The organism is Serratia sp. G204Y (assembly GCF_051172435.1).
Taxonomy (GTDB): Bacteria; Pseudomonadota; Gammaproteobacteria; order Enterobacterales; family Enterobacteriaceae; genus Serratia; species Serratia sarumanii.
Window position 1 is genome coordinate 142,715 of record NZ_JBPIZA010000002.1, and the last position, 18,321, is coordinate 161,035.

Consider the following 18,321-nt stretch of genomic DNA (forward strand, 5'->3'; position numbering starts at 1 on the left):
TCATTGATGAAAATTATCGGCGTAATATAGGGAAAGAAAAATTGACGAGTTGAGGCAGGAGCGTTCCTCTTTTATGTCCACGTCCCGATTGCAGCAGCAGTTCATCCGTCTGTGGCAGCGCTGCCACGGTGAAACCACCGACACCACGCTGCAGGATCTGGCGGAGGTGCTGAGCTGCTCGCGGCGCCACGTGCGCTCCCTGCTGAGCGCCATGCAGCGAGAGGGCTGGCTCACCTGGCAGGCGGAGTCGGGGCGCGGCAAACGTTCGCGGCTAACCTTCCACTACACCGGCCTGGCGCTGCAGCAACAGCGGGCCGAGGAGCTGTTGGAACAGGACCGCATCGATCAGTTGGTGCAGCTGGTGGGCGACAAAAACGTGGTGCGCCAGATGCTGCTGTCGCAGTTGGGGCGCAGCTTCCGCCAGGGGAAACATATCCTGCGGGTGCTCTACTACCGGCAGCTGTACAACCTGCTGCCCGGCTCGGCGCTGCGGCGATCGGAAACCCATTTGGCGCGCCAGATCTTCAACGGCCTGACGCGCATAAATGAGGAAAACGGGGAACTCGAGTCCGATCTGTCCCACCATTGGCAGGCGCTGACGCCGCTGCACTGGCGGTTTTACCTGCGCCCGGCGATCCATTTTCATCACGGCCGCGAGCTGGAGATGGCGGACGTCATCACTTCCCTCTCACGTCTGACCTCGCAACCGCTGTTCTCGCATATCGAGAGCGTCACCTCGCCGACGCCGTTCGTGATCGACGTGCAGCTGCGCAGCCCCGACCACTGGCTGCCCTGGCTGCTGGGCAGCGTGCAGGCCATGATCCTGCCGCGCGAATGGCGCGAACTGCCTGATTTCGCCCGCCATCCGGTCGGCACCGGCCCCTACCGCATGGTGCGCAACCATCCCAGCCAGATGAAGATCCACGCCTTCGACGACTATTTCGGCTACCGGGCGCTGATCGACGAGGTGAACATCTGGGTGCTGCCGGAGTTTTCCGAAGAGCTGGTGCACTCCGGCGTGCAGCTGCAGGGCGATGAAACCGGCAACAGCGAGCTGGAAAGCCGGCTGGAAGAGGGCTGCTATTTCCTGCTGTTCGATCAGCGCTCCCCGCTGGCCACCGATCCCGCCATTCGCAGTTGGCTGTGCGAATTGATCAACCCCATTTCGCTGCTGAGCCACGCCGGGCCGCTCTACCAGCGCTATTGGTCGCCGGCGTACGGCCTGCTGCCGCGCTGGCACCACAACCGCACGCTGGCGCAGCAGCCCAAGCCCGCGGGCCTGACCGAACTGACGATGACCCACTTCAATGAGCATTCGGAGTTTCACGCCATTCGCCAGGCGATCGAACCGCTGCTGGCGCAGCACGGCATCCGCCTGATTGTGCAAAGCGTGGATTACGCCACCTGGCACCAGGGCGACGCGCGCAGCGATCTGTGGCTCGGCAGCGCCAACTTCTATCTGCCGCTGGAGTTTTCGCTGTTCGCCACGTTGTACGAACTGCCGCTGATGCAGCACTGCATGAACGAAGATCTGGCGCAGGACGCGGCGCTGTGGCGCGCCAACCGCTTGCCGCTGGCCGAGTTCTGCCAGCGTCTGGTCAGCAACCACCAGCTGCATCCGCTGTTCCACCACTGGCTACAGCTGCACGGCCAGCGCAGCATGCGCGGCGTGCGGATGAACACCCTCGGCTGGTTCGACTTCAAGTCCGCCTGGTTTGCCCCGCCGGAGGCATAAGCGCCTTTCGCCCGGGTCGGTTAATCTTTACAATAGCGCCGTCTCAACGGGGTGCGGTAAGTCGGGCCGCGTGATAAGCCCGATTTTCCGCTGAGAGCACACCCGTCGAACCTGATCCGGTCAATACCGGCGGAGGGATTTGAGCCCAGCGAACCGGCGACGCCGCCTCGCCCCCTCAGATACCCTTGCCCCCTTATTTTTCAGGAGTGCAACGTGGTCAAAAAATATCTGCCCTGCTTATTGCTACTGTGCGCCGCGCCGGTGTTCGCCAAGCCGACGCTGACGGTTTACACATACGATTCCTTCGCCGCCGACTGGGGCCCCGGCCCGGCGGTGAAAAAAGCCTTCGAAGCCGAGTGCGACTGTGAATTGAAGTTCGTCGCGCTGGAAGACGGCGTCTCGCTGCTGAACCGCCTGCGCATGGAAGGCAAGAACAGCGCCGCCGACGTGGTGCTGGGGCTGGACAACAACCTGTTGCAGGCGGCGCAGCAAACCGGCCTGTTCGCGCCGAGCGGCGTCGACACCGCCAAACTGACGGTGCCGGGCGGCTGGCAGGACGCGACCTTCGTGCCTTACGACTACGGTTACTTCGCCTTCGTCTACAACAAAGAAAAACTGAAGAACCCGCCGAAAAGCCTGCAGGAGCTGGTCAGCAGCGATCGCAACTGGAAAGTGATCTACGAAGATCCGCGTACCAGCACGCCGGGCCTCGGCCTGCTGCTGTGGATGCAAAAAGTGTATGGCGACAAGGCGCCGGCCGCCTGGCAGCAGTTGGCGAAGAAGACCGTCACCGTCACCAAAGGCTGGAGCGAAGCCTACGGCCTGTTCCTGAAAGGCGAAGGCGATCTGGTGCTCAGCTACACCACCTCTCCCGCCTATCACCTGATCGAAGAGAAAAAAGATCTCTACGCCGCCGCCACGTTCAGCGAAGGCCACTACCTGCAGGTGGAAGTGGCGGGCAAGCTGAAGGCCGCCAAACAGCCTGAGCTGGCGGAGCGCTTCATGCAGTTCATGGTGACGCCGGCGTTCCAGAACACCATCCCGACCGGCAACTGGATGTACCCGGTGATCAACACCCCACTGCCCGTCGGCTTTGAGCAGATGAACGTGCCGCAGACCGCGCTGCAATACAGCGCCGAAGAGGTGGCCAAACAACGCGGCGGCTGGATCCGGGCATGGCAAACCGCCGTCAGCCGCTGATCCCCCGCTGGCTCTGGCCGGGGCTGCTGGCCGCCGGCGTGATCCTGCTGGTCGCCGCGCTGGCAATGGGCTCGCTGTGGCGTCACGCGCCGGGCAGCGACTGGCGCGGCCTGTGGCAGGACAGCTACCTGTGGCACGTGGTGCGATTCACCTTCTGGCAGGCGCTGCTGTCGGCGCTGATTTCGGTGCTGCCCGCCGTTCTGCTGGCACGCGCGCTCTATCGCCGCCGTTTCCCCGGCCGTCAGCTGCTGCTGCGGCTGTGCGCCATGACGCTGGTGCTGCCGGTGCTGGTGGCGGTGTTCGGCCTGCTCAGCGTCTATGGGCGCCAGGGCTGGCTTGCGACGCTGTGCGGCTGGCTGGGCGTCGAGTATGGCTTTTCGCCCTACGGCCTGCAGGGCATTCTGCTGGCGCACCTGTTCTTTAACCTGCCGCTGGCCACCCGCCTGTTGCTGCAGGCGCTGGAGAACATTCCGGTGGAGCAGCGCCAGCTGGCCGCCCAGCTGGGCATGAACGGCTGGCAGCAGTTCCGCTTCGTCGAATGGCCGGCGCTGCGCCGCCAGATCCTGCCGAGCGGCGCGTTGATCTTCATGCTGTGCTTCGCCAGCTTCGCCACCGTGCTGTCGCTGGGCGGCGGGCCGCAGGCCACCACCATCGAACTGGCGATCTACCAGGCGCTGAGTTACGACTACGATCTGGGTCGCGCCGCCATGCTGGCGCTGATCCAGTTAAGCTGTTGTCTGGGGCTGGTGTTGCTCAGCCAGCGCCTGAGCCAGGCGCTGCCGGTGGGCCATACCCACGCCCAGCGCTGGCGCAACCCGGAAGACAGCCTGTGGCGGCGCGTCGGCGATTTTCTGCTGATCGCCGCCGCGCTGTTGCTGTTATTGCCGCCTCTGCTGGCGGTAATCGCCGACGGCGCCAATCAGGCTATCGTCAGCGTGCTGCGCCAGCCGGTGCTGTGGCAGGCGCTGTTCACGTCGCTGCGCATCGCCCTCGGCGCCGGGCTGCTGTGCGTGACGCTCACGATGATGCTGCTGTGGAGCAGCCGCGAGCTGAAGCTGCGGCAGCATCTGCACGGCGGCCAGGCGCTGGAGCTGAGCGGCATGGTGATCCTGGCGATGCCGGGTATCGTGCTGGCCACCGGCTTCTTCCTGCTGCTGAGCGATACGATCGGGCTGCCGCAGTCACCCTATGCGCTGGTGATCCTCACCAATGCGCTGATGGCGGTGCCCTATGCGCTGAAGGTGTTGGAGAACCCGATGCGCGACCTCGCCGAACGTTACAACCCACTGTGCCTGTCGCTGGATATCCACGGCTGGCAACGGCTGCGGCTGATCGAACTGCGCGCGTTGCGTCGCCCGCTGGCGCAGGCGCTGGCCTTCGCCTGCGTGCTGTCGATCGGCGATTTCGGCGTGGTCGCCTTGTTTGGCAACGAGCATTTCCGTACCCTGCCTTTTTACCTGTATCAGCAGATTGGCGCCTACCGCAGCAACGACGGGGCGGTGACCGCGCTGCTGTTGCTGCTGTTGTGTTTCCTGCTGTTTACCCTGATCGAACGCTTACCGGGGCGCCATGCTGACGCTTGAAAAACTGACCTATCTGTATGAACACCTGCCGATGCGCTTTGATCTGCGCATCCAGCCGGGCGAGCGCGTCGCGGTGCTCGGCCCCAGCGGCGCCGGTAAAAGCACCCTGCTGAGCCTGATCGCCGGTTTTCTGCCGGCGGCCAGCGGCCGGCTGCTGCTGAACGGCGAAGACCACACGGCCACACCGCCGGCCAAACGGCCGGTGTCGATGCTGTTTCAGGAGAACAACCTGTTCGCGCACCTGACGGTAGCGCAGAACATCGGGCTGGGGTTGGATCCCGGTCTGCGCTTGACTGAACAGCAGCGCCAACAGCGGGCGCATATCGCTCGTCAGGTCGGCCTGGAAGAGCACCTGGAGCGCCTGCCGTCGCAGCTTTCCGGCGGCCAGCGTCAGCGCGCCGCGCTGGCGCGCTGTTTGATTCGCCAACGGCCGATCCTGTTGCTCGACGAGCCCTTCTCGGCGCTCGATCCGGCGCTGCGCAACGAGATGCTGCAGCTGCTGCAGACGGTGTGCGAACAGCGCAACCTGACGCTGCTGATGGTGTCGCACAACCTCGACGACGCCGCGCGCATCGCCCCGCGCACGCTGCTGGTGGTCGATGGCCGCATCTATTACGACGGCCCGACGCAGGCGCTGCTGGACGGCAGCGCGCCCGAAGCGCGCGTGCTGGGCATTTCGGGTAAAGCGTGATCTGACGCGCGTTTTTTATGCTGCGCCAATAAACCTGTTGTGCGAATTTTGCGCCTGTGTTTTTATAAAAACCTGACTCTTTTTACTGATGATAAGGTTCCCTGTGATCGCATCCTCGCTGACTTCGACCCTACTAGTTACCGCGCTACCAGCCGCGGTGGTCGTCGTGCGTGTGGTGGTGGTCGTCGGCAATGCGCCGTAGGGTCCGAATCAACGCATCGATTCCCAAACCCCGCCGGCGCAAACCGGGCGGGGTTTCTTGTTTTAGCACCCTGCCCAGCAAAGCTCACCGGCCTTGAGAAAGGACAGGAACATGGCAACTTCGGGCACGCCTCAACCGGGCACCAGCTTCACCGGCGCACAATTGATCGTTCATCTGCTGGAGCGGCAGGGTATCACCACCGTCGCCGGCATCCCCGGCGGCGCCGCGCTGCCGCTGTATGACGCGCTGAGCCAAAGCACCCGTATTCACCACGTGCTGGCGCGCCACGAACAGGGCGCGGGCTTTATGGCGCAGGGCATGGCGCGCGCCAACGGCAAAGCGGCGGTGTGCATCGCCTCCAGCGGGCCGGGCGCCACCAACCTGGTCACCGCCATCGCCGATGCCAAGCTCGACTCCATTCCGCTGGTGTGCATCACCGGTCAGGTGCCCTCCTCGATGATCGGCACCGACGCCTTCCAGGAGGTGGACACCTACGGCATTTCCATCCCGATCACCAAGCACAACCATCTGGTGCGCGATATCCGCGAGCTGCCGCAGGTGATCGGCGACGCGTTCCGCATCGCCGAATCCGGCCGCCCAGGCCCGGTCTGGATCGATGTGCCGAAAGACGTACAAACCGCCACCATCACCCTGGAAGAGCTGCCGCCGATCGCCGTGCCGGACGCCGCCCCGAGCTTCGATCCGGCGCTGGTTGCGCAGGCCGCCGCGATGATCAACCAGGCGAAACGCCCGATCCTCTACCTGGGCGGCGGCATCATCTGCGCCGAGGCTCACCGGCAGGCGCTGGAACTGGCCGAGCGCGCCGGTCTGCCCACCACCATGACGCTGATGGCGCTGGGGGCGATGCCGGTGGAACACCCGCTGTCGCTGGGCATGTTGGGCATGCACGCGGCGCGCAGCACCAACTTCATTCTGCAGGAGGCCGATCTGCTGATCGTGCTGGGCGCGCGCTTCGACGATCGGGCAATCGGCAAAACCGAGCAGTTCTGCCCTAACGCCGCCATCATTCACGTGGATATCGATCGCGCCGAGCTGGGCAAGGTCAAACAGGCCAACGTGGCGATCCATGCCGACGTCGGCCAGGTACTGCAACAGCTGCTGCCGCAGATCGACACGCAGCCGCGCAGCGCGTGGCTGAGCACCGTCAACGACCTGAAGCGCGAGTTCCCGTTCAACATGCCGAACGCCGACGATCCGCTGAGCCATTACGGCCTGGTGCTGGCCGCCGCGCGCTGCGTGGACGACAGCGCCATTATCACCACCGACGTGGGCCAGCATCAGATGTGGGTGGCGCAGGCCTATCCGCTGAGCCGGCCGCGCCAGTGGCTGACGTCGGGCGGCCTGGGCACCATGGGCTTCGGTCTGCCGGCGGCGATCGGCGCGGCGCTGGCGGAGCCCGAGCGTAAAGTGCTGTGCTTCTCCGGCGACGGCAGCCTGATGATGAACATTCAGGAAATGGCCACCGCCGTCGAACACGATCTGGACGTGAAAATCATTTTGATGAACAACCAGGCGCTGGGGCTGGTGCACCAGCAGCAAACCCTGTTCTACCAGCAGCGCATCTTCGCCGCCGCCTATCCGAAGCGCACCGACTTCCTGAAGATCGCCGCCGGATTCGGGCTGGATACCTGCGATTTGAACGCCGCGGAAGATCCGCAGGCGGCGCTGGCCGAAGCGATCCAACGCCCGGGGCCCTGCCTGATCCACGCGCTGATCGATATCAACGAAAAAGTGTTCCCGATGGTGCCGCCGGGCGCCGCCAACATCGACATGATTGGAGAATAAGCCATGCTGCAACCACAAGATAAACCCCAGGTGATCCTGGAGCTGGCCGTGCGCAACCATCCCGGCGTCATGTCGCACGTTTGTGGGCTGTTCGCTCGCCGCGCGTTCAACGTCGAAGGCATTCTGTGTCTGCCGCTGAAGGACGGCCAGCAGAGCCGCATTTGGCTATTGGTCGCCGACGATCAGCGGCTGGAGCAAATGATCAGCCAGGTGGAAAAGCTGGAAGACGTGCTGCAGGTGAAGCGCCACAGCGAAGACGTGCGGGTATTTGAACAGCTGGAAGCGTTCTTTCAGTAATACGAAGGGGGCTTACGCCCCCGCAATCATTGCCCGGACAGTACCTGCCACAGCAGGTGCCGATACACCGGCATCAAGGGCTGCTGGCTCAGCAGATAACCGACCGCCAGCGCCGCCAGCCAGCTCAATCCGCAAACCACGCGCAGCCGCAGCGGCGTCAGCCAACGGCTCAGCCGATCGGCACTGCGCTTATCCTCACGCCACCAGCGCCAACTCAGCCACACCGCCAGCCAGAGGGTGAGCGCCGCGGCGAGCAGCAGCCACTTGAACATCGCGCTGTTGGCGCCGGCGGGAATGTCGATCGCCACGCCCGCCAGGATACCGGGGAAGAAATAGACCGGCGGCCAGGTCAGGCAACCGATGATGTTCGGCAAGGCAAACTTGTACGGCGGCAGATCGAGCATGCCGGCCACCATCGGCACCAGCGGGCGCGTCGGGCCAACGAAGCGGCCGATCAGAATGGTCGCCATGCTGTGCTGGTGCAAGGCGTGCTCGGTTTTGTCGAGCAGCGCTTTGTTCTTCTTCAGGAACGACCAGCGGTGCAAGGGCCCTTTGAAGGCGCGGCCGACGAAATAAGAGATCCAGTCGCCGAGCAGGCAGCCGACGATCCCCGCCGCCCAGGCGTAGTAGAAGTCCACCTTGCCGCTGCCGATCAGCGCGCCGATGCTGGCCATCATCACCGTGCCGGGCAGCAGCAGCCCCACCAGCGCCAGCGACTCGAGAAAAGCGACCAGCAGGACGACCATCAGGGTGAAAGCCAGCGACTGGGTGATCAAATCTTGTAAATAGGCTTCCATTACACCTCTGCGGATTATTCGGCCAAACGGGGCGAAGGATTTTCCAGCGCCGCCGCTGGCGAGTCAATCGATGAATTGTATGCGTATTTGGCAGCGCCGAACGCCGATGGACAATGACTGTATAAAAACACATACTATAATTTATCTATATTAGCGCCAAAACCGACATCTCGCTGAATGTCGCGCACGCCGCCCGGCGGAAGACGAAGGGGTTATGACAGCACTGCAACAGGGTTTCCTGCTCACTCGCCACTGGCGCGACACGCCCGCCGGCACCGAGGTCGAATTTTGGCTGGCGACCGACGCGGGCCCGCGTCAGCTGCGCTTGCCGCCGCAAACCTCGGTGGCGTTTATCCCCGCCGAACAAAAGCCGCGCGCGGAACTGCTGCTGCGCGAAGAACGGCAGGTGGAACTGAAACCGCTGGCACTGACGGATTTTCATCACCGCCCGATGCTGGGGCTGTACTGCCGCCAGCACCGTCAGCTCATCAAGCTGGAAAAACTGCTGCGGGAAGGCGGCGTTACGGTCTACGAGGCCGACATTCGCCCGCCCGAACGCTATCTGATGGAGCGCTTCATCACCGCGCCGGTGTGGTTCAACGGCCAGGCCAACGGCGGCGGGCCGTTGCTCAATGGCCAGATGAAGCCGGCGCCGGACTACCGCCCGACGCTCAGGCTGGTGTCGCTGGATATCGAAACCACCGCCCACGGCGAGCTTTACTCCATCGCACTGGAAGGCTGCGGCCAGCGGCAGGTCTACATGCTGGGGCCGGCCAACGGCGGCGATGCGCCGCTGGATTTCGATCTGGAATACTGCGCCAGCCGCCCCCAACTGCTGGAACGACTCAACGCGTGGCTGGAGCGCCACGATCCCGACGCCATCATCGGCTGGAACCTGGTGCAGTTCGATCTGCGGGTGCTGCAAAAGCACGCCGAACGCTACCAGATCCCGCTGCGGCTGGGGCGCGGCGGCAACCTGCTGGAGTGGCGCGAGCACGGCTTCAAGCAGAATCACTTTTTCGCCGCCGCCGCCGGCCGCCTGATCATCGATGGCATCGAAGCGCTGAAGTCCGCCACCTGGAACTTTCCCTCCTTCAGCCTGGAATACGTTTCGCAGGAACTGCTGGGTGAAGGCAAGGCGATCGACAACCCTTATCAACGCATGGCGGAGATCGACCGGCGCTTCGCCGAAGACAAGCCGGCGCTGGCCCGCTACAACCTGAAGGACTGCGAGCTGGTGACGCGCATCTTCGCCAAGGCCGACCTGCTCAACTTCCTGCTGGAACGCGCCACCGTCACCGGGCTGGCGGCCGATCGCAGCGGCGGATCGGTGGCGGCCTTCAGCCACCTTTATATGCCACGCATGCACCGCCTGGGCTTTGTCGCCCCCAACCTCGGCGAACAGCCGGAGGAACACAGCCCCGGCGGCTTCGTGATGGACTCCCGGCCCGGCCTGTACGATTCGGTGCTGGTGCTGGACTATAAAAGCCTGTACCCGTCGATCATCCGCACCTTCCTGATCGATCCGGTCGGGTTGGTGGAAGGCATGCGCCACCCAAACGACGCCGATTCGGTGCCCGGCTTTCGCAACGCCCGCTTCTCGCGCAGCAAACACTGCCTGCCGGCGATCGTCGAGCAGATCTGGCAGGGACGCGAGGCCGCCAAGCGCCAACACAACAAGCCCCTGTCGCAGGCGCTGAAGATCATCATGAACGCGCTGTACGGCGTGCTGGGATCGAGCGGCTGCCGCTTCTTCGATCCGCGGCTGGCGTCGTCGATCACCCTGCGCGGCCACGAGATCATGCGTCAAACCCGCGAGCTGATCGAAGCCGAAGGTTATCAGGTGATTTACGGCGATACCGACTCCACCTTCGTGTGGCTGAAACAGCCGCATGACGAGCAGCAGGCGGCGCAGATCGGCCGGACGCTGGTGCAGCGGGTCAACGCCTGGTGGCAGCAGCATCTGCAGCAGCAGTTCGGGCTGGAGAACGCGCTGGAGCTGGAGTTCGAAACCCACTATTCCCGCTTCCTGATGCCGACCATTCGCGGCGCCGAACAGGGCAGCAAGAAGCGCTACGCCGGCCTGATCGCACGCGGCGGCGGCGAGGAAGAGATGGTGTACAAAGGCCTGGAAACGGTGCGCACCGACTGGACGCCGCTGGCGCAGCAGTTCCAGCAGCAGCTCTATCAGCGCATCTTCAAACGGCAGCCCTACCAGGACTATGTGCGCGACTACGTCGGCAAAACCCTGAACGGCGACTTCGACGATCAGCTGGTGTACCGCAAGCGCCTGCGCAGGAAACTCGACGACTATCAGCGCAACGTGCCGCCGCACGCACGCGCCGCGCGCATCGCCGACGACTACAACCGCAGCCAGGGGCGGCCGCTGCAGTATCAGAACGGCGGCTGGATCAGCTACGTGATGACCGTCGCCGGGCCGGAACCGCTGGAAACGCGCCATTCGCCCATCGACTATCAGCATTACCTCGAACGCCAGCTGCAACCGGTGGCAGACGCTATACTCCCTTTCTTGCACGACGATTTCACCACGCTGGTCACCGGGCAGATGGGGCTGTTTTGAGATTGCGCCAGGTTAAGAAAAATCATCCGGTTTTGCAGGTGACGAACGCGCCGCCTTCCATTACCATAGCGCCCTTCCCAAAACTGAACCACGCTTAGCCCTGCCGTCTCACGACGTCTGCATGGCGTGAACGGCTATTGCCCGTCAAATTTAAAACAAACCGGGATAGCAGACGTTCAGTACAGGTGCCGCGGCCCTTCCCGCCCGGTAACAAGACTTACTTACAAAGAATCGAGCCGACAATATATGCCTTTTACTCTTGGTCAACGCTGGATCAGCGACACGGAAAGCGAATTAGGACTGGGCACCGTCGTGGCGCTGGACGCGCGCATGATTACCCTGCTTTTCCCCGCCACCGGTGAAAACCGCCTCTATGCCAGAAACGATTCGCCGATCACCCGCGTGATGTTCAACCCGGGCGATACCGTCAGCAGCCACGAAGGATGGCAGCTGCAGGTGGAAGAGGTGAAAGAGGAAAACGGTCTGTTGACCTATATCGGCACCCGCCAGGACACCCAGGAGAGCGGCGTGGCGATGCGCGAAGTCCTGCTGGACAGCAAGCTGACCTTCAGCAAGCCGCAGGATCGCCTGTTCGCCGGCCAAATTGACCGCATGGACCGTTTCGCGCTGCGTTTTCGCGCGCGCAAGTACCAGAGCGAGCAGTATCGCCTGCCGTTCGCCGGCCTGCGCGGCATGCGCGCCAGCCTGATCCCGCACCAGTTGCACATCGCCCATGAAGTCGGCCAGCGCCATGCGCCGCGCGTCCTGCTGGCGGACGAAGTCGGCCTCGGCAAAACCATCGAAGCCGGCATGATCATCCACCAGCAGCTGCTGGCGGGCCGCGCCGAGCGCGTGCTGATCGTGGTGCCGGAAACGTTGCAGCACCAGTGGCTGGTGGAGATGATGCGCCGCTTCAACCTCTACTTCTCGCTGTTCGACGACAGCCGCTACGCCGAAGCCAAGCTCGACAGCAGCAACCCGTTCGAAACCGAACAGCTGGTGATCTGCTCGCTGGACTTCGTGCGCCGTAACAAGCAGCGCTTGGAAGAGCTGGCGGACGCCCAGTGGGATCTGCTGGTGGTCGACGAAGCGCACCACCTGGCCTGGAGCGAAGAAGCGCCGAGCCGCGAATATCAGGTGATCGAACAGTTGGCCGAGCATATCCCCGGTGTGCTGCTGCTGACCGCCACCCCGGAACAGCTGGGCCAACAGAGCCACTTCGCGCGCCTGCGCCTGCTCGATCCAAACCGTTTCCACGACTACGGCGAGTTCGTCGCCGAGCAGCAGAAATACCGCCCGGTGGCCGACGCCGTCACCCTGCTGCTGAGCGGTAAACGCCTGGCCGACGACAAATTGAACCTGTTGGGCGAGCTGATCGACGAGCAGGACATCGAACCGCTGCTCAAAGCCGCCAACAGCGAAGGCGACAACGCCGAGCAGGCGCGCCAGGAGCTGGTTTCCATGCTGATGGATCGCCACGGCACCAGCCGCGTGCTGTTCCGCAACACCCGTAACGGCGTGAAGGGCTTCCCGCACCGCAACCTGCACCAGATCAAGTTGCCGTTGCCGACCCAGTATCAGACTGCGATCAAAGTGTCCGGCATCATGGGCGCCAAGAAGTCCGTCGAAGCGCGCGCGCGCGACATGCTGTACCCGGAGCAGATCTACCAGGAATTCGAGGGCGAAAACGCCACCTGGTGGAACTTCGACCCGCGCGTCGAGTGGCTGCTGGACTACCTGCTGGCCAACCGCAACGAAAAAGTGCTGGTGATCTGCGCCAAGGCCGACACCGCGCTGCAGCTGGAGCAGGTGCTGCGCGAGCGTGAAGCGATCCGCGCCGCGGTGTTCCACGAAGGGCTGTCGATTATCGAGCGCGACCGCGCCGCCGCCTACTTCGCCTCCGAAGAGGAAGGCGCGCAGGTGCTGCTGTGTTCCGAGATCGGCTCCGAAGGCCGCAACTTCCAGTTCGCCAGCCAGCTGGTGATGTTCGATCTGCCGTTCAACCCGGACCTGCTGGAGCAGCGTATCGGCCGTCTGGACCGTATCGGCCAGATGCACGATATCCAAATCATGGTGCCTTACCTGGAGCACACCGCGCAGGCGGTGCTGGGTCGCTGGTTCCACGAGGGGCTGGACGCCTTCGAACACACCTGCCCGACCGGCCGCACCATCTACGACAGCTGCTACGAGCAGTTGATCGGTTATCTGGCCGCGCCGACCGAACAGGAAGGCTTTGACGAATTCATCCACGCCTGCCGCCAGCAGCACGATCAGTTGAAAGCGCAGCTGGAACAGGGCCGCGACCGCCTGCTGGAGATGCACTCCAACGGCGGCGACAAAGCCCAGGCGCTGGCCGCCGCCATCGCCGAGCAGGATAACGACGTCAATCTGGTGGGCTTCGCGCTCAACCTGTTCGACATCGTCGGCATCAACCAGGAAGACCGCAGCGACAACCTGATCGTGCTGACGCCGTCCGACCATATGCTGGTGCCGGACTTCCCGGGCCTGCCGCAGGACGGCTGCACCGTCACCTTCGATCGCGATCGGGCGCTGTCGCGCGAAGACGCGCAGTTCGTCAGCTGGGAGCACCCGATCATCCGCAACGGCCTGGATCTGATCCTGTCCGGCGATACCGGCAGCTGCGCGGTGTCCCTGTTGAAAAACAAAGCGTTGCCGGTCGGCACCCTGTTGGTTGAGCTGGTGTACGTGGTGGAGGCTCAGGCGCCGAAGCACCTGCAGCTGACCCGCTTCCTGCCGCCGACGCCGATCCGCATGCTGATGGATCGCAAGGGCACCAACCTGGCGGCGCAGGTCGAGTTCGAAAGCTTCAACCGCCAGTTGAACGCGGTCAACCGCCACACCTCCAGCAAGCTGGTCAACGCCGTGCAGCAAGACGTGCACGCCATGCTGCAGCAGGCGGAAAGCCTGGTGGAAGTGCAGGCGCGCACGCTTATCGAACAGGCGAAGCAAGAGGCGGACGACAAGCTGAGCGCCGAGCTGGCGCGTCTGGAAGCGCTGAAGGCGGTCAACCCGAACATCCGCGACGACGAAGTCGAAGCGCTGGAGTTCAACCGCCGTCAGGTGCTGGCCAACCTCAATGAAGCCGGCTGGCGTCTCGACGCCATTCGTCTGGTGGTGGTCACCCACCAGTAACCGGCGCGACGCGGGGCGGCAACCGCCTCCCCGTTCGGCCCTTTTCGCGGAGCCAAGATGGAACCCTACAATCCCCCGCAGGACCCGCTGCACATCCTGTATCAGGATGAACACATCATGGTGGTCAACAAGCCCAGCGGCTTGCTGTCGGTGCCCGGCCGCGCGCCGGAAAACAAAGACAGCCTGATGACCCGCATTCAGGCCGATCATCCGGCCGCCGAATCGGTGCACCGGCTGGATATGGCCACCAGCGGGGTGATCGTGGTGGCGCTCAACAAGGCCGCCGAGCGCGAGCTGAAGCGTCAGTTCCGCGAACGCGAACCGAAGAAATCCTATATCGCCCGCGTTTGGGGGCATATGGCGCATGACGAAGGGTTGGTGGACTTGCCGCTGATCTGCGACTGGCCGAACCGGCCGCTGCAAAAGGTGTGTTTTGACACCGGCAAAGCGGCGCAGACGGAGTATCAGGTGCTGTCGCGCGACGCCGACGGCAGCACGCGCGTGAAGCTGACGCCGATCACCGGCCGCTCGCACCAGCTGCGGGTGCACATGCTGGCGCTGGGGCATCCGATCCTCGGCGACGGTTTCTACGCCCCGCCGGAGGCCAAGGCGATGGCGCCGCGGCTGCAGCTGCATGCGCAAGAGCTGCGTATCACCCACCCCGCCTTCCAGACGCCGATGCACTTTCGCGCCGAACCGGATTTCTGAGGCTAATCTCAGGGATACCCTAAATAATTCGAGTTGCAGGAAGGCGGCAACTAAGCGCAGCCCCGGGAGCGTACAAAAAGTACGTGACCGGGGTAAGCGCAGGCAGCCAACACACCTGCAGCTCGAAGTATGACGGGTATCGTTATTTGAAGCCTTTCTCGCGTTTGATCAGATCGTACGCCGCCTGAATTTCCTGCGCTTTCTGCTTGGCCATTTCCATCATCTGCGGCGGCAAGCCCTTCGCCACCAGCTTATCCGGATGGTGTTCGCTCATCAATTTGCGGTAGGCGCGTTTGATGGTGGCGGCATCGTCGCTGCTGCGCACGCCGAGCACCTTGCACGCATCGTCGAGCGTCGGGCCGCGCTGAGCCTGCTGATAGCCGCCCTGCGAATACCCGCCCTGCTGACCGCCGCCGAACTGACGCCCGCCCTCCATCATGCTGAGAAATTGATCGAACTGCGCATGCGAAATGCCCAGCTCTTCGGCGATGACATACAGCACCTGGCGTTCATTCGGGTGCAGCGAGCCGTCGGCGAACGCCGCCTGAATCTGAATTTCCAGAAACATCCGAATCAAATCGAAGCGGCCAAAACAGATGCTGCGGAACTGCTGCAGCGTCTCACGCAGCGGGAACTGGCTCTGTTTCCCCTCGCGGAACGCCTGCTGCGCCGCGGTGCGCGCTTCGCCGTGCAGCTGCAGGCGATCCATGAACAGGCTGGCGATCTGGATATCTGCCTCGGTAACGCGTCCTTTGGATTTGGTCAGGTGGCCCATCACCTGAAAAGTGGTGCGGAAAAACAGCGTTTGCCGCGTTTGCTGGTCGGTGAAGAAACCCCGGCTGCGCTTATTGCTGCGCGCCGTATCGATCATATGACCGATAATCAGCCCCAGAACTACACCCCAGAATCCCGCGCCAGACCAAATGGCGACGATGACGCCGAGCAGTTTTCCCCAATACTGCATATACTCCTCAATTATCATGCCGAAAGCCGCCCGCCCCCTTCGCTTCAGGAAAGGGCGCAGGCGATTTTTCCCAGAATTTGGATTATCATACCTGTCATTTATCTTTGCGCCTAACGACGACGCAAGTAAACGGCTGGATTTAGCACTAGCGCAACGCAGATGAGTAATATAGTCTCTGACCGTTTGCCGGACATGACGCCTCTGATGACGGAACACCAAAACCGCGTATGAAAAAAAGTTTCCCAACACTGCTGGCCACGATGATTTGGACGGCACTCTACAGTCAGCACGCGCTGGCTGATCTGGCCGAGCAATGCATGCTTGGCGTTCCCGTTTACGACAAACCTTTGGTCAGCGGCGATCCGAACAGCCTGCCGGTCACCATCAATGCCGATGACTCGCGCGCCGACTATCCGAAAAGCGCCCTGTTCAGCGGCAACGTGCATATCGAGCAGGGCAACAGCACCCTGACCGCCAAAGAAGTCGAGCTGAACCAGACGCAAAACCCTGGCCAGGCGGAACCGGTGCGCACCGTTACCGCCACCGGCGACGTGCACTACAGCGACAATCAGATCAAACTGAAAGGCCCGAAGGCCTGGTCGAACCTGAACACCAAAGATACCGACGTCTATGAAGGCGACTACCAAATGGTAGGCCGTCAGGGGCGTGGCGACGCCGACAAGATGAAAATGCGCGGCGCCAACCGTTACACCATTCTGGAAAACGGCACCTTTACCTCCTGTCTGCCGGGCGACGACAGCTGGAGCGTGGTTGGCTCCGAAGTGATCCACGATCGCGAAGAGCAGGTGGCGGAAGTGTGGAACGCCCGCTTCCGCATCGGCGGCGTGCCGGTGTTCTACAGCCCGTACCTGCAATTGCCGGTCGGCGACAAGCGCCGTTCCGGCTTCCTGATCCCGAACGCCAAGTACGGCAGCAACAACGGCTTCGAGTTCATGTTGCCGTACTACTGGAACATCGCGCCGAACTACGACGCCACCATCACGCCGCATTATATGTCCAAGCGCGGCCTGCAGTGGCAGACCGAGTTCCGCTATCTGGTGCAGCCGGGCCTCGGCCTGATGGAGTTCGACTGGTTGCCGGACGACAAGGAATACGGCAAAGATCATGACGACAGCAAGCGCTGGCTGTTCTACTGGAACCACAACGGCGTCATGGATCAGGTGTGGCGCTTCAACGTCGACTACACCAAGGTCAGCGATTCCAAATACTTCACCGATCTGGACTCCAAGTACGGTTCCACCACCGACGGCTACGCCACGCAGAAATTCAGCCTCGGCTACGCCAACGAGAACTGGAACGCCACGCTGAGTTCCAAGCAGTTCCAGATTTACGACGATACCGATCGCTCGCAGTCGGAATCGTATAAAGTTCAGCCGCAGCTGGATCTGAACTACTACAAAAACGACCTCGGCCCGTTCGACTTCCATATTTACGGCCAGGCGGCCAAGTTCACCAGCGTCAACCCGTACAGCCCGGACGCCACCCGTCTGCATATGGAGCCGACGCTGAGCCTGCCGCTGACCAACGGCTGGGCCAGCCTGAACACCGAAGCCAAGGTGATGGCGACCCACTACCAGCAGGATATTCCTGACGGTTTCGCCGCCAACTACCAGAGCCGCAAAGGCGCCGTTGCACCGGAGCTTGATGATTCGGTCAACCGCGTATTGCCGCAGTTCAAGGTCGACGGCAAGCTGGTGTTCGAACGCCCGATGATCTGGGCCGAAGGCGCCACCCAGACGCTGGAGCCGCGCGTACAGTACCTGTACGTGCCGTACCGCGACCAGAGTAACATCTACACCTACGACACCACGCTGCTGCAGACCGACTACTCCGGCCTGTTCCGCGACCGCACCTACAGCGGCCTGGATCGCATCGCTTCGCAGAACCGCGTCTCCACCGGTTTGACCACCCGCATTTATGATGACGCGCTGGTTGAACGTTTTAACGCTTCCGTGGGTCAAATCTACTACTTCAGCCGTTCGCGCACCGGCGATCAGGTAACAGGGTACGACAACAACGACGATACCGGCAGCGTGGCCTGGGCCGGCGATACCTATTGGAAAATCGACGATCGTTGGGGCCTGCGCGGCGGCCTGCAGTACGACACCCGCCTGAACAGCGTCTCGCTGGGCAACGGCGTGGTGGAATACCGCCAGGACGCCGAGCGCGTGGTGCAGTTGAACTACCGTTACGCCACGCCGGAATACATCCAGACGGCGTTGAACACCAAAACGGTTCCGGCCTTCCAGGACGGCATCTCGCAGGTGGGCATCACCGGCAGCTGGCCGATCGCCGATCGTTGGGCGGTGGTCGGGGCGTATTACTACGACACCCGCGCCAAGCAATCCGCCGATCAGCTGGTGGGGCTGAAGTACAACACCTGCTGCTGGGCGGTGACCCTGGGCTATGAGCGCAAGATCACCGATTGGAACAACAGCAACAATACCAGCGTTTACGACAACAGAGTTTCGTTCAACGTCGAACTGCGCGGCCTGAGCAGCGATCATAGTCTCGGCTCCGCAGAAATGCTGCGCTCCGGCATTCTGCCGTATCAGCGCGCATTCTGACGCTTTGCAACACTTT

General features: G+C 62.8%; 13 protein-coding genes and 1 riboswitch. Of the genes, 11 read left to right on the forward strand and 2 right to left on the reverse strand.

The features are described from left to right. Positions 1-73: 73 nt before the first annotated feature. From sgrR to ilvN, 7 genes are all read left to right on the forward strand, one after another. Positions 74-1,735, forward strand: a complete 1,662-nt coding sequence (gene sgrR, locus ACSBQQ_RS15100; RefSeq protein WP_033649187.1) for an HTH-type transcriptional regulator SgrR — start codon at positions 74-76, stop codon at positions 1,733-1,735. Between the two features lie 37 nt (positions 1,736-1,772). Beyond that, positions 1,773-1,891: riboswitch (TPP riboswitch) on the forward strand. A gap of 57 nt (positions 1,892-1,948) precedes the next feature. Then, positions 1,949-2,935 carry a thiamine ABC transporter substrate binding subunit gene (gene thiB / locus ACSBQQ_RS15105; protein WP_033652905.1) on the forward strand — a complete coding sequence of 329 codons (987 nt, stop codon included), beginning with the start codon at positions 1,949-1,951 and terminating at the stop codon, positions 2,933-2,935. Next, a complete protein-coding gene (thiP, locus tag ACSBQQ_RS15110; protein ID WP_033649183.1) occupies positions 2,911-4,518 on the forward strand; it encodes a thiamine/thiamine pyrophosphate ABC transporter permease ThiP in 1,608 nt (535 codons plus the stop codon). The genes thiB and thiP overlap by 25 nt, the downstream gene beginning before the upstream one ends. Next, a complete protein-coding gene (gene thiQ / locus ACSBQQ_RS15115; RefSeq protein ID WP_025301552.1) occupies positions 4,505-5,209 on the forward strand; it encodes a thiamine ABC transporter ATP-binding protein ThiQ in 705 nt (234 codons plus the stop codon). Before thiP ends, thiQ begins: the two co-directional genes overlap by 14 nt. An 88-nt stretch (positions 5,210-5,297) precedes the next feature. After that, positions 5,298-5,411 (forward strand): ilvB operon leader peptide IvbL, encoded by a 114-nt coding sequence (ivbL, locus tag ACSBQQ_RS15120; protein ID WP_154747116.1) that lies wholly within the window; start codon positions 5,298-5,300, stop codon positions 5,409-5,411. Positions 5,412-5,522: 111 nt separating this feature from the next. Continuing rightward, complete coding sequence (gene ilvB, locus ACSBQQ_RS15125) at positions 5,523-7,217, forward strand: acetolactate synthase large subunit (protein ID WP_033649181.1); 1,695 nt, start codon at positions 5,523-5,525, stop codon at positions 7,215-7,217. Between the two features lie 3 nt (positions 7,218-7,220). Next, positions 7,221-7,514 (forward strand): acetolactate synthase small subunit, encoded by a 294-nt coding sequence (gene ilvN / locus ACSBQQ_RS15130; RefSeq protein WP_016929110.1) that lies wholly within the window; start codon positions 7,221-7,223, stop codon positions 7,512-7,514. 26 nt (positions 7,515-7,540) lie between these two features. On the opposite strand, the gene ACSBQQ_RS15135 is transcribed toward ilvN, so the two are convergent. Beyond that, a complete protein-coding gene (locus ACSBQQ_RS15135) occupies positions 7,541-8,311 on the reverse strand; it encodes a DedA family protein (RefSeq protein ID WP_039568785.1) in 771 nt (256 codons plus the stop codon). A gap of 214 nt (positions 8,312-8,525) precedes the next feature. Between ACSBQQ_RS15135 and ACSBQQ_RS15140 the strand changes: the two genes are divergently transcribed. From ACSBQQ_RS15140 to rluA, 3 genes are all read left to right on the forward strand, one after another. Beyond that, the gene (locus tag ACSBQQ_RS15140) at positions 8,526-10,892 is read left to right on the forward strand and encodes a DNA polymerase II (protein ID WP_048321277.1); all 2,367 of its coding nucleotides are present in this window, start codon (positions 8,526-8,528) and stop codon (positions 10,890-10,892) included. Positions 10,893-11,138: 246 nt separating this feature from the next. Next, positions 11,139-14,045 (forward strand): RNA polymerase-associated protein RapA, encoded by a 2,907-nt coding sequence (rapA, locus tag ACSBQQ_RS15145; RefSeq protein ID WP_060428665.1) that lies wholly within the window; start codon positions 11,139-11,141, stop codon positions 14,043-14,045. 57 nt (positions 14,046-14,102) lie between these two features. Next, positions 14,103-14,753 (forward strand): bifunctional tRNA pseudouridine(32) synthase/23S rRNA pseudouridine(746) synthase RluA, encoded by a 651-nt coding sequence (rluA, locus tag ACSBQQ_RS15150; protein ID WP_033637080.1) that lies wholly within the window; start codon positions 14,103-14,105, stop codon positions 14,751-14,753. A gap of 142 nt (positions 14,754-14,895) precedes the next feature. Here the strand turns inward: rluA and djlA are convergent, their stop codons facing one another. Beyond that, positions 14,896-15,717 carry a co-chaperone DjlA gene (gene djlA, locus ACSBQQ_RS15155; protein WP_033637079.1) on the reverse strand — a complete coding sequence of 274 codons (822 nt, stop codon included), beginning with the start codon at positions 15,715-15,717 and terminating at the stop codon, positions 14,896-14,898. A gap of 227 nt (positions 15,718-15,944) precedes the next feature. Here djlA and lptD point away from each other — a divergent pair, with 227 nt between their 5' ends. Then, positions 15,945-18,305: an LPS assembly protein LptD gene (lptD, locus tag ACSBQQ_RS15160; protein WP_033649173.1), complete on the forward strand. Its 2,361-nt coding sequence runs from the start codon at positions 15,945-15,947 to the stop codon at positions 18,303-18,305. Positions 18,306-18,321: the final 16 nt, after the last annotated feature.

Bases quoted from the DNA above. Each gene is read 5' to 3' on its own strand.
- ivbL (WP_154747116.1), top strand. From the start codon at position 5,298: ATGATAAGGTTCCCTGTGATCGCATCCTCGCTGACTTCGACCCTACTA.
- ilvN (WP_016929110.1), top strand. From the start codon at position 7,221: ATGCTGCAACCACAAGATAAACCCCAGGTGATCCTGGAGCTGGCCGTG.
- lptD (WP_033649173.1), top strand. From the start codon at position 15,945: ATGAAAAAAAGTTTCCCAACACTGCTGGCCACGATGATTTGGACGGCA.
- ilvB (WP_033649181.1), top strand. From the start codon at position 5,523: ATGGCAACTTCGGGCACGCCTCAACCGGGCACCAGCTTCACCGGCGCA.
- ACSBQQ_RS15135 (WP_039568785.1), bottom strand. From the start codon at position 8,311: ATGGAAGCCTATTTACAAGATTTGATCACCCAGTCGCTGGCTTTCACC.
- djlA (WP_033637079.1), bottom strand. From the start codon at position 15,717: ATGCAGTATTGGGGAAAACTGCTCGGCGTCATCGTCGCCATTTGGTCT.
- sgrR (WP_033649187.1), top strand. From the start codon at position 74: ATGTCCACGTCCCGATTGCAGCAGCAGTTCATCCGTCTGTGGCAGCGC.
- thiP (WP_033649183.1), top strand. From the start codon at position 2,911: ATGGCAAACCGCCGTCAGCCGCTGATCCCCCGCTGGCTCTGGCCGGGG.
- ACSBQQ_RS15140 (WP_048321277.1), top strand. From the start codon at position 8,526: ATGACAGCACTGCAACAGGGTTTCCTGCTCACTCGCCACTGGCGCGAC.
- rapA (WP_060428665.1), top strand. From the start codon at position 11,139: ATGCCTTTTACTCTTGGTCAACGCTGGATCAGCGACACGGAAAGCGAA.
- rluA (WP_033637080.1), top strand. From the start codon at position 14,103: ATGGAACCCTACAATCCCCCGCAGGACCCGCTGCACATCCTGTATCAG.
- thiQ (WP_025301552.1), top strand. From the start codon at position 4,505: ATGCTGACGCTTGAAAAACTGACCTATCTGTATGAACACCTGCCGATG.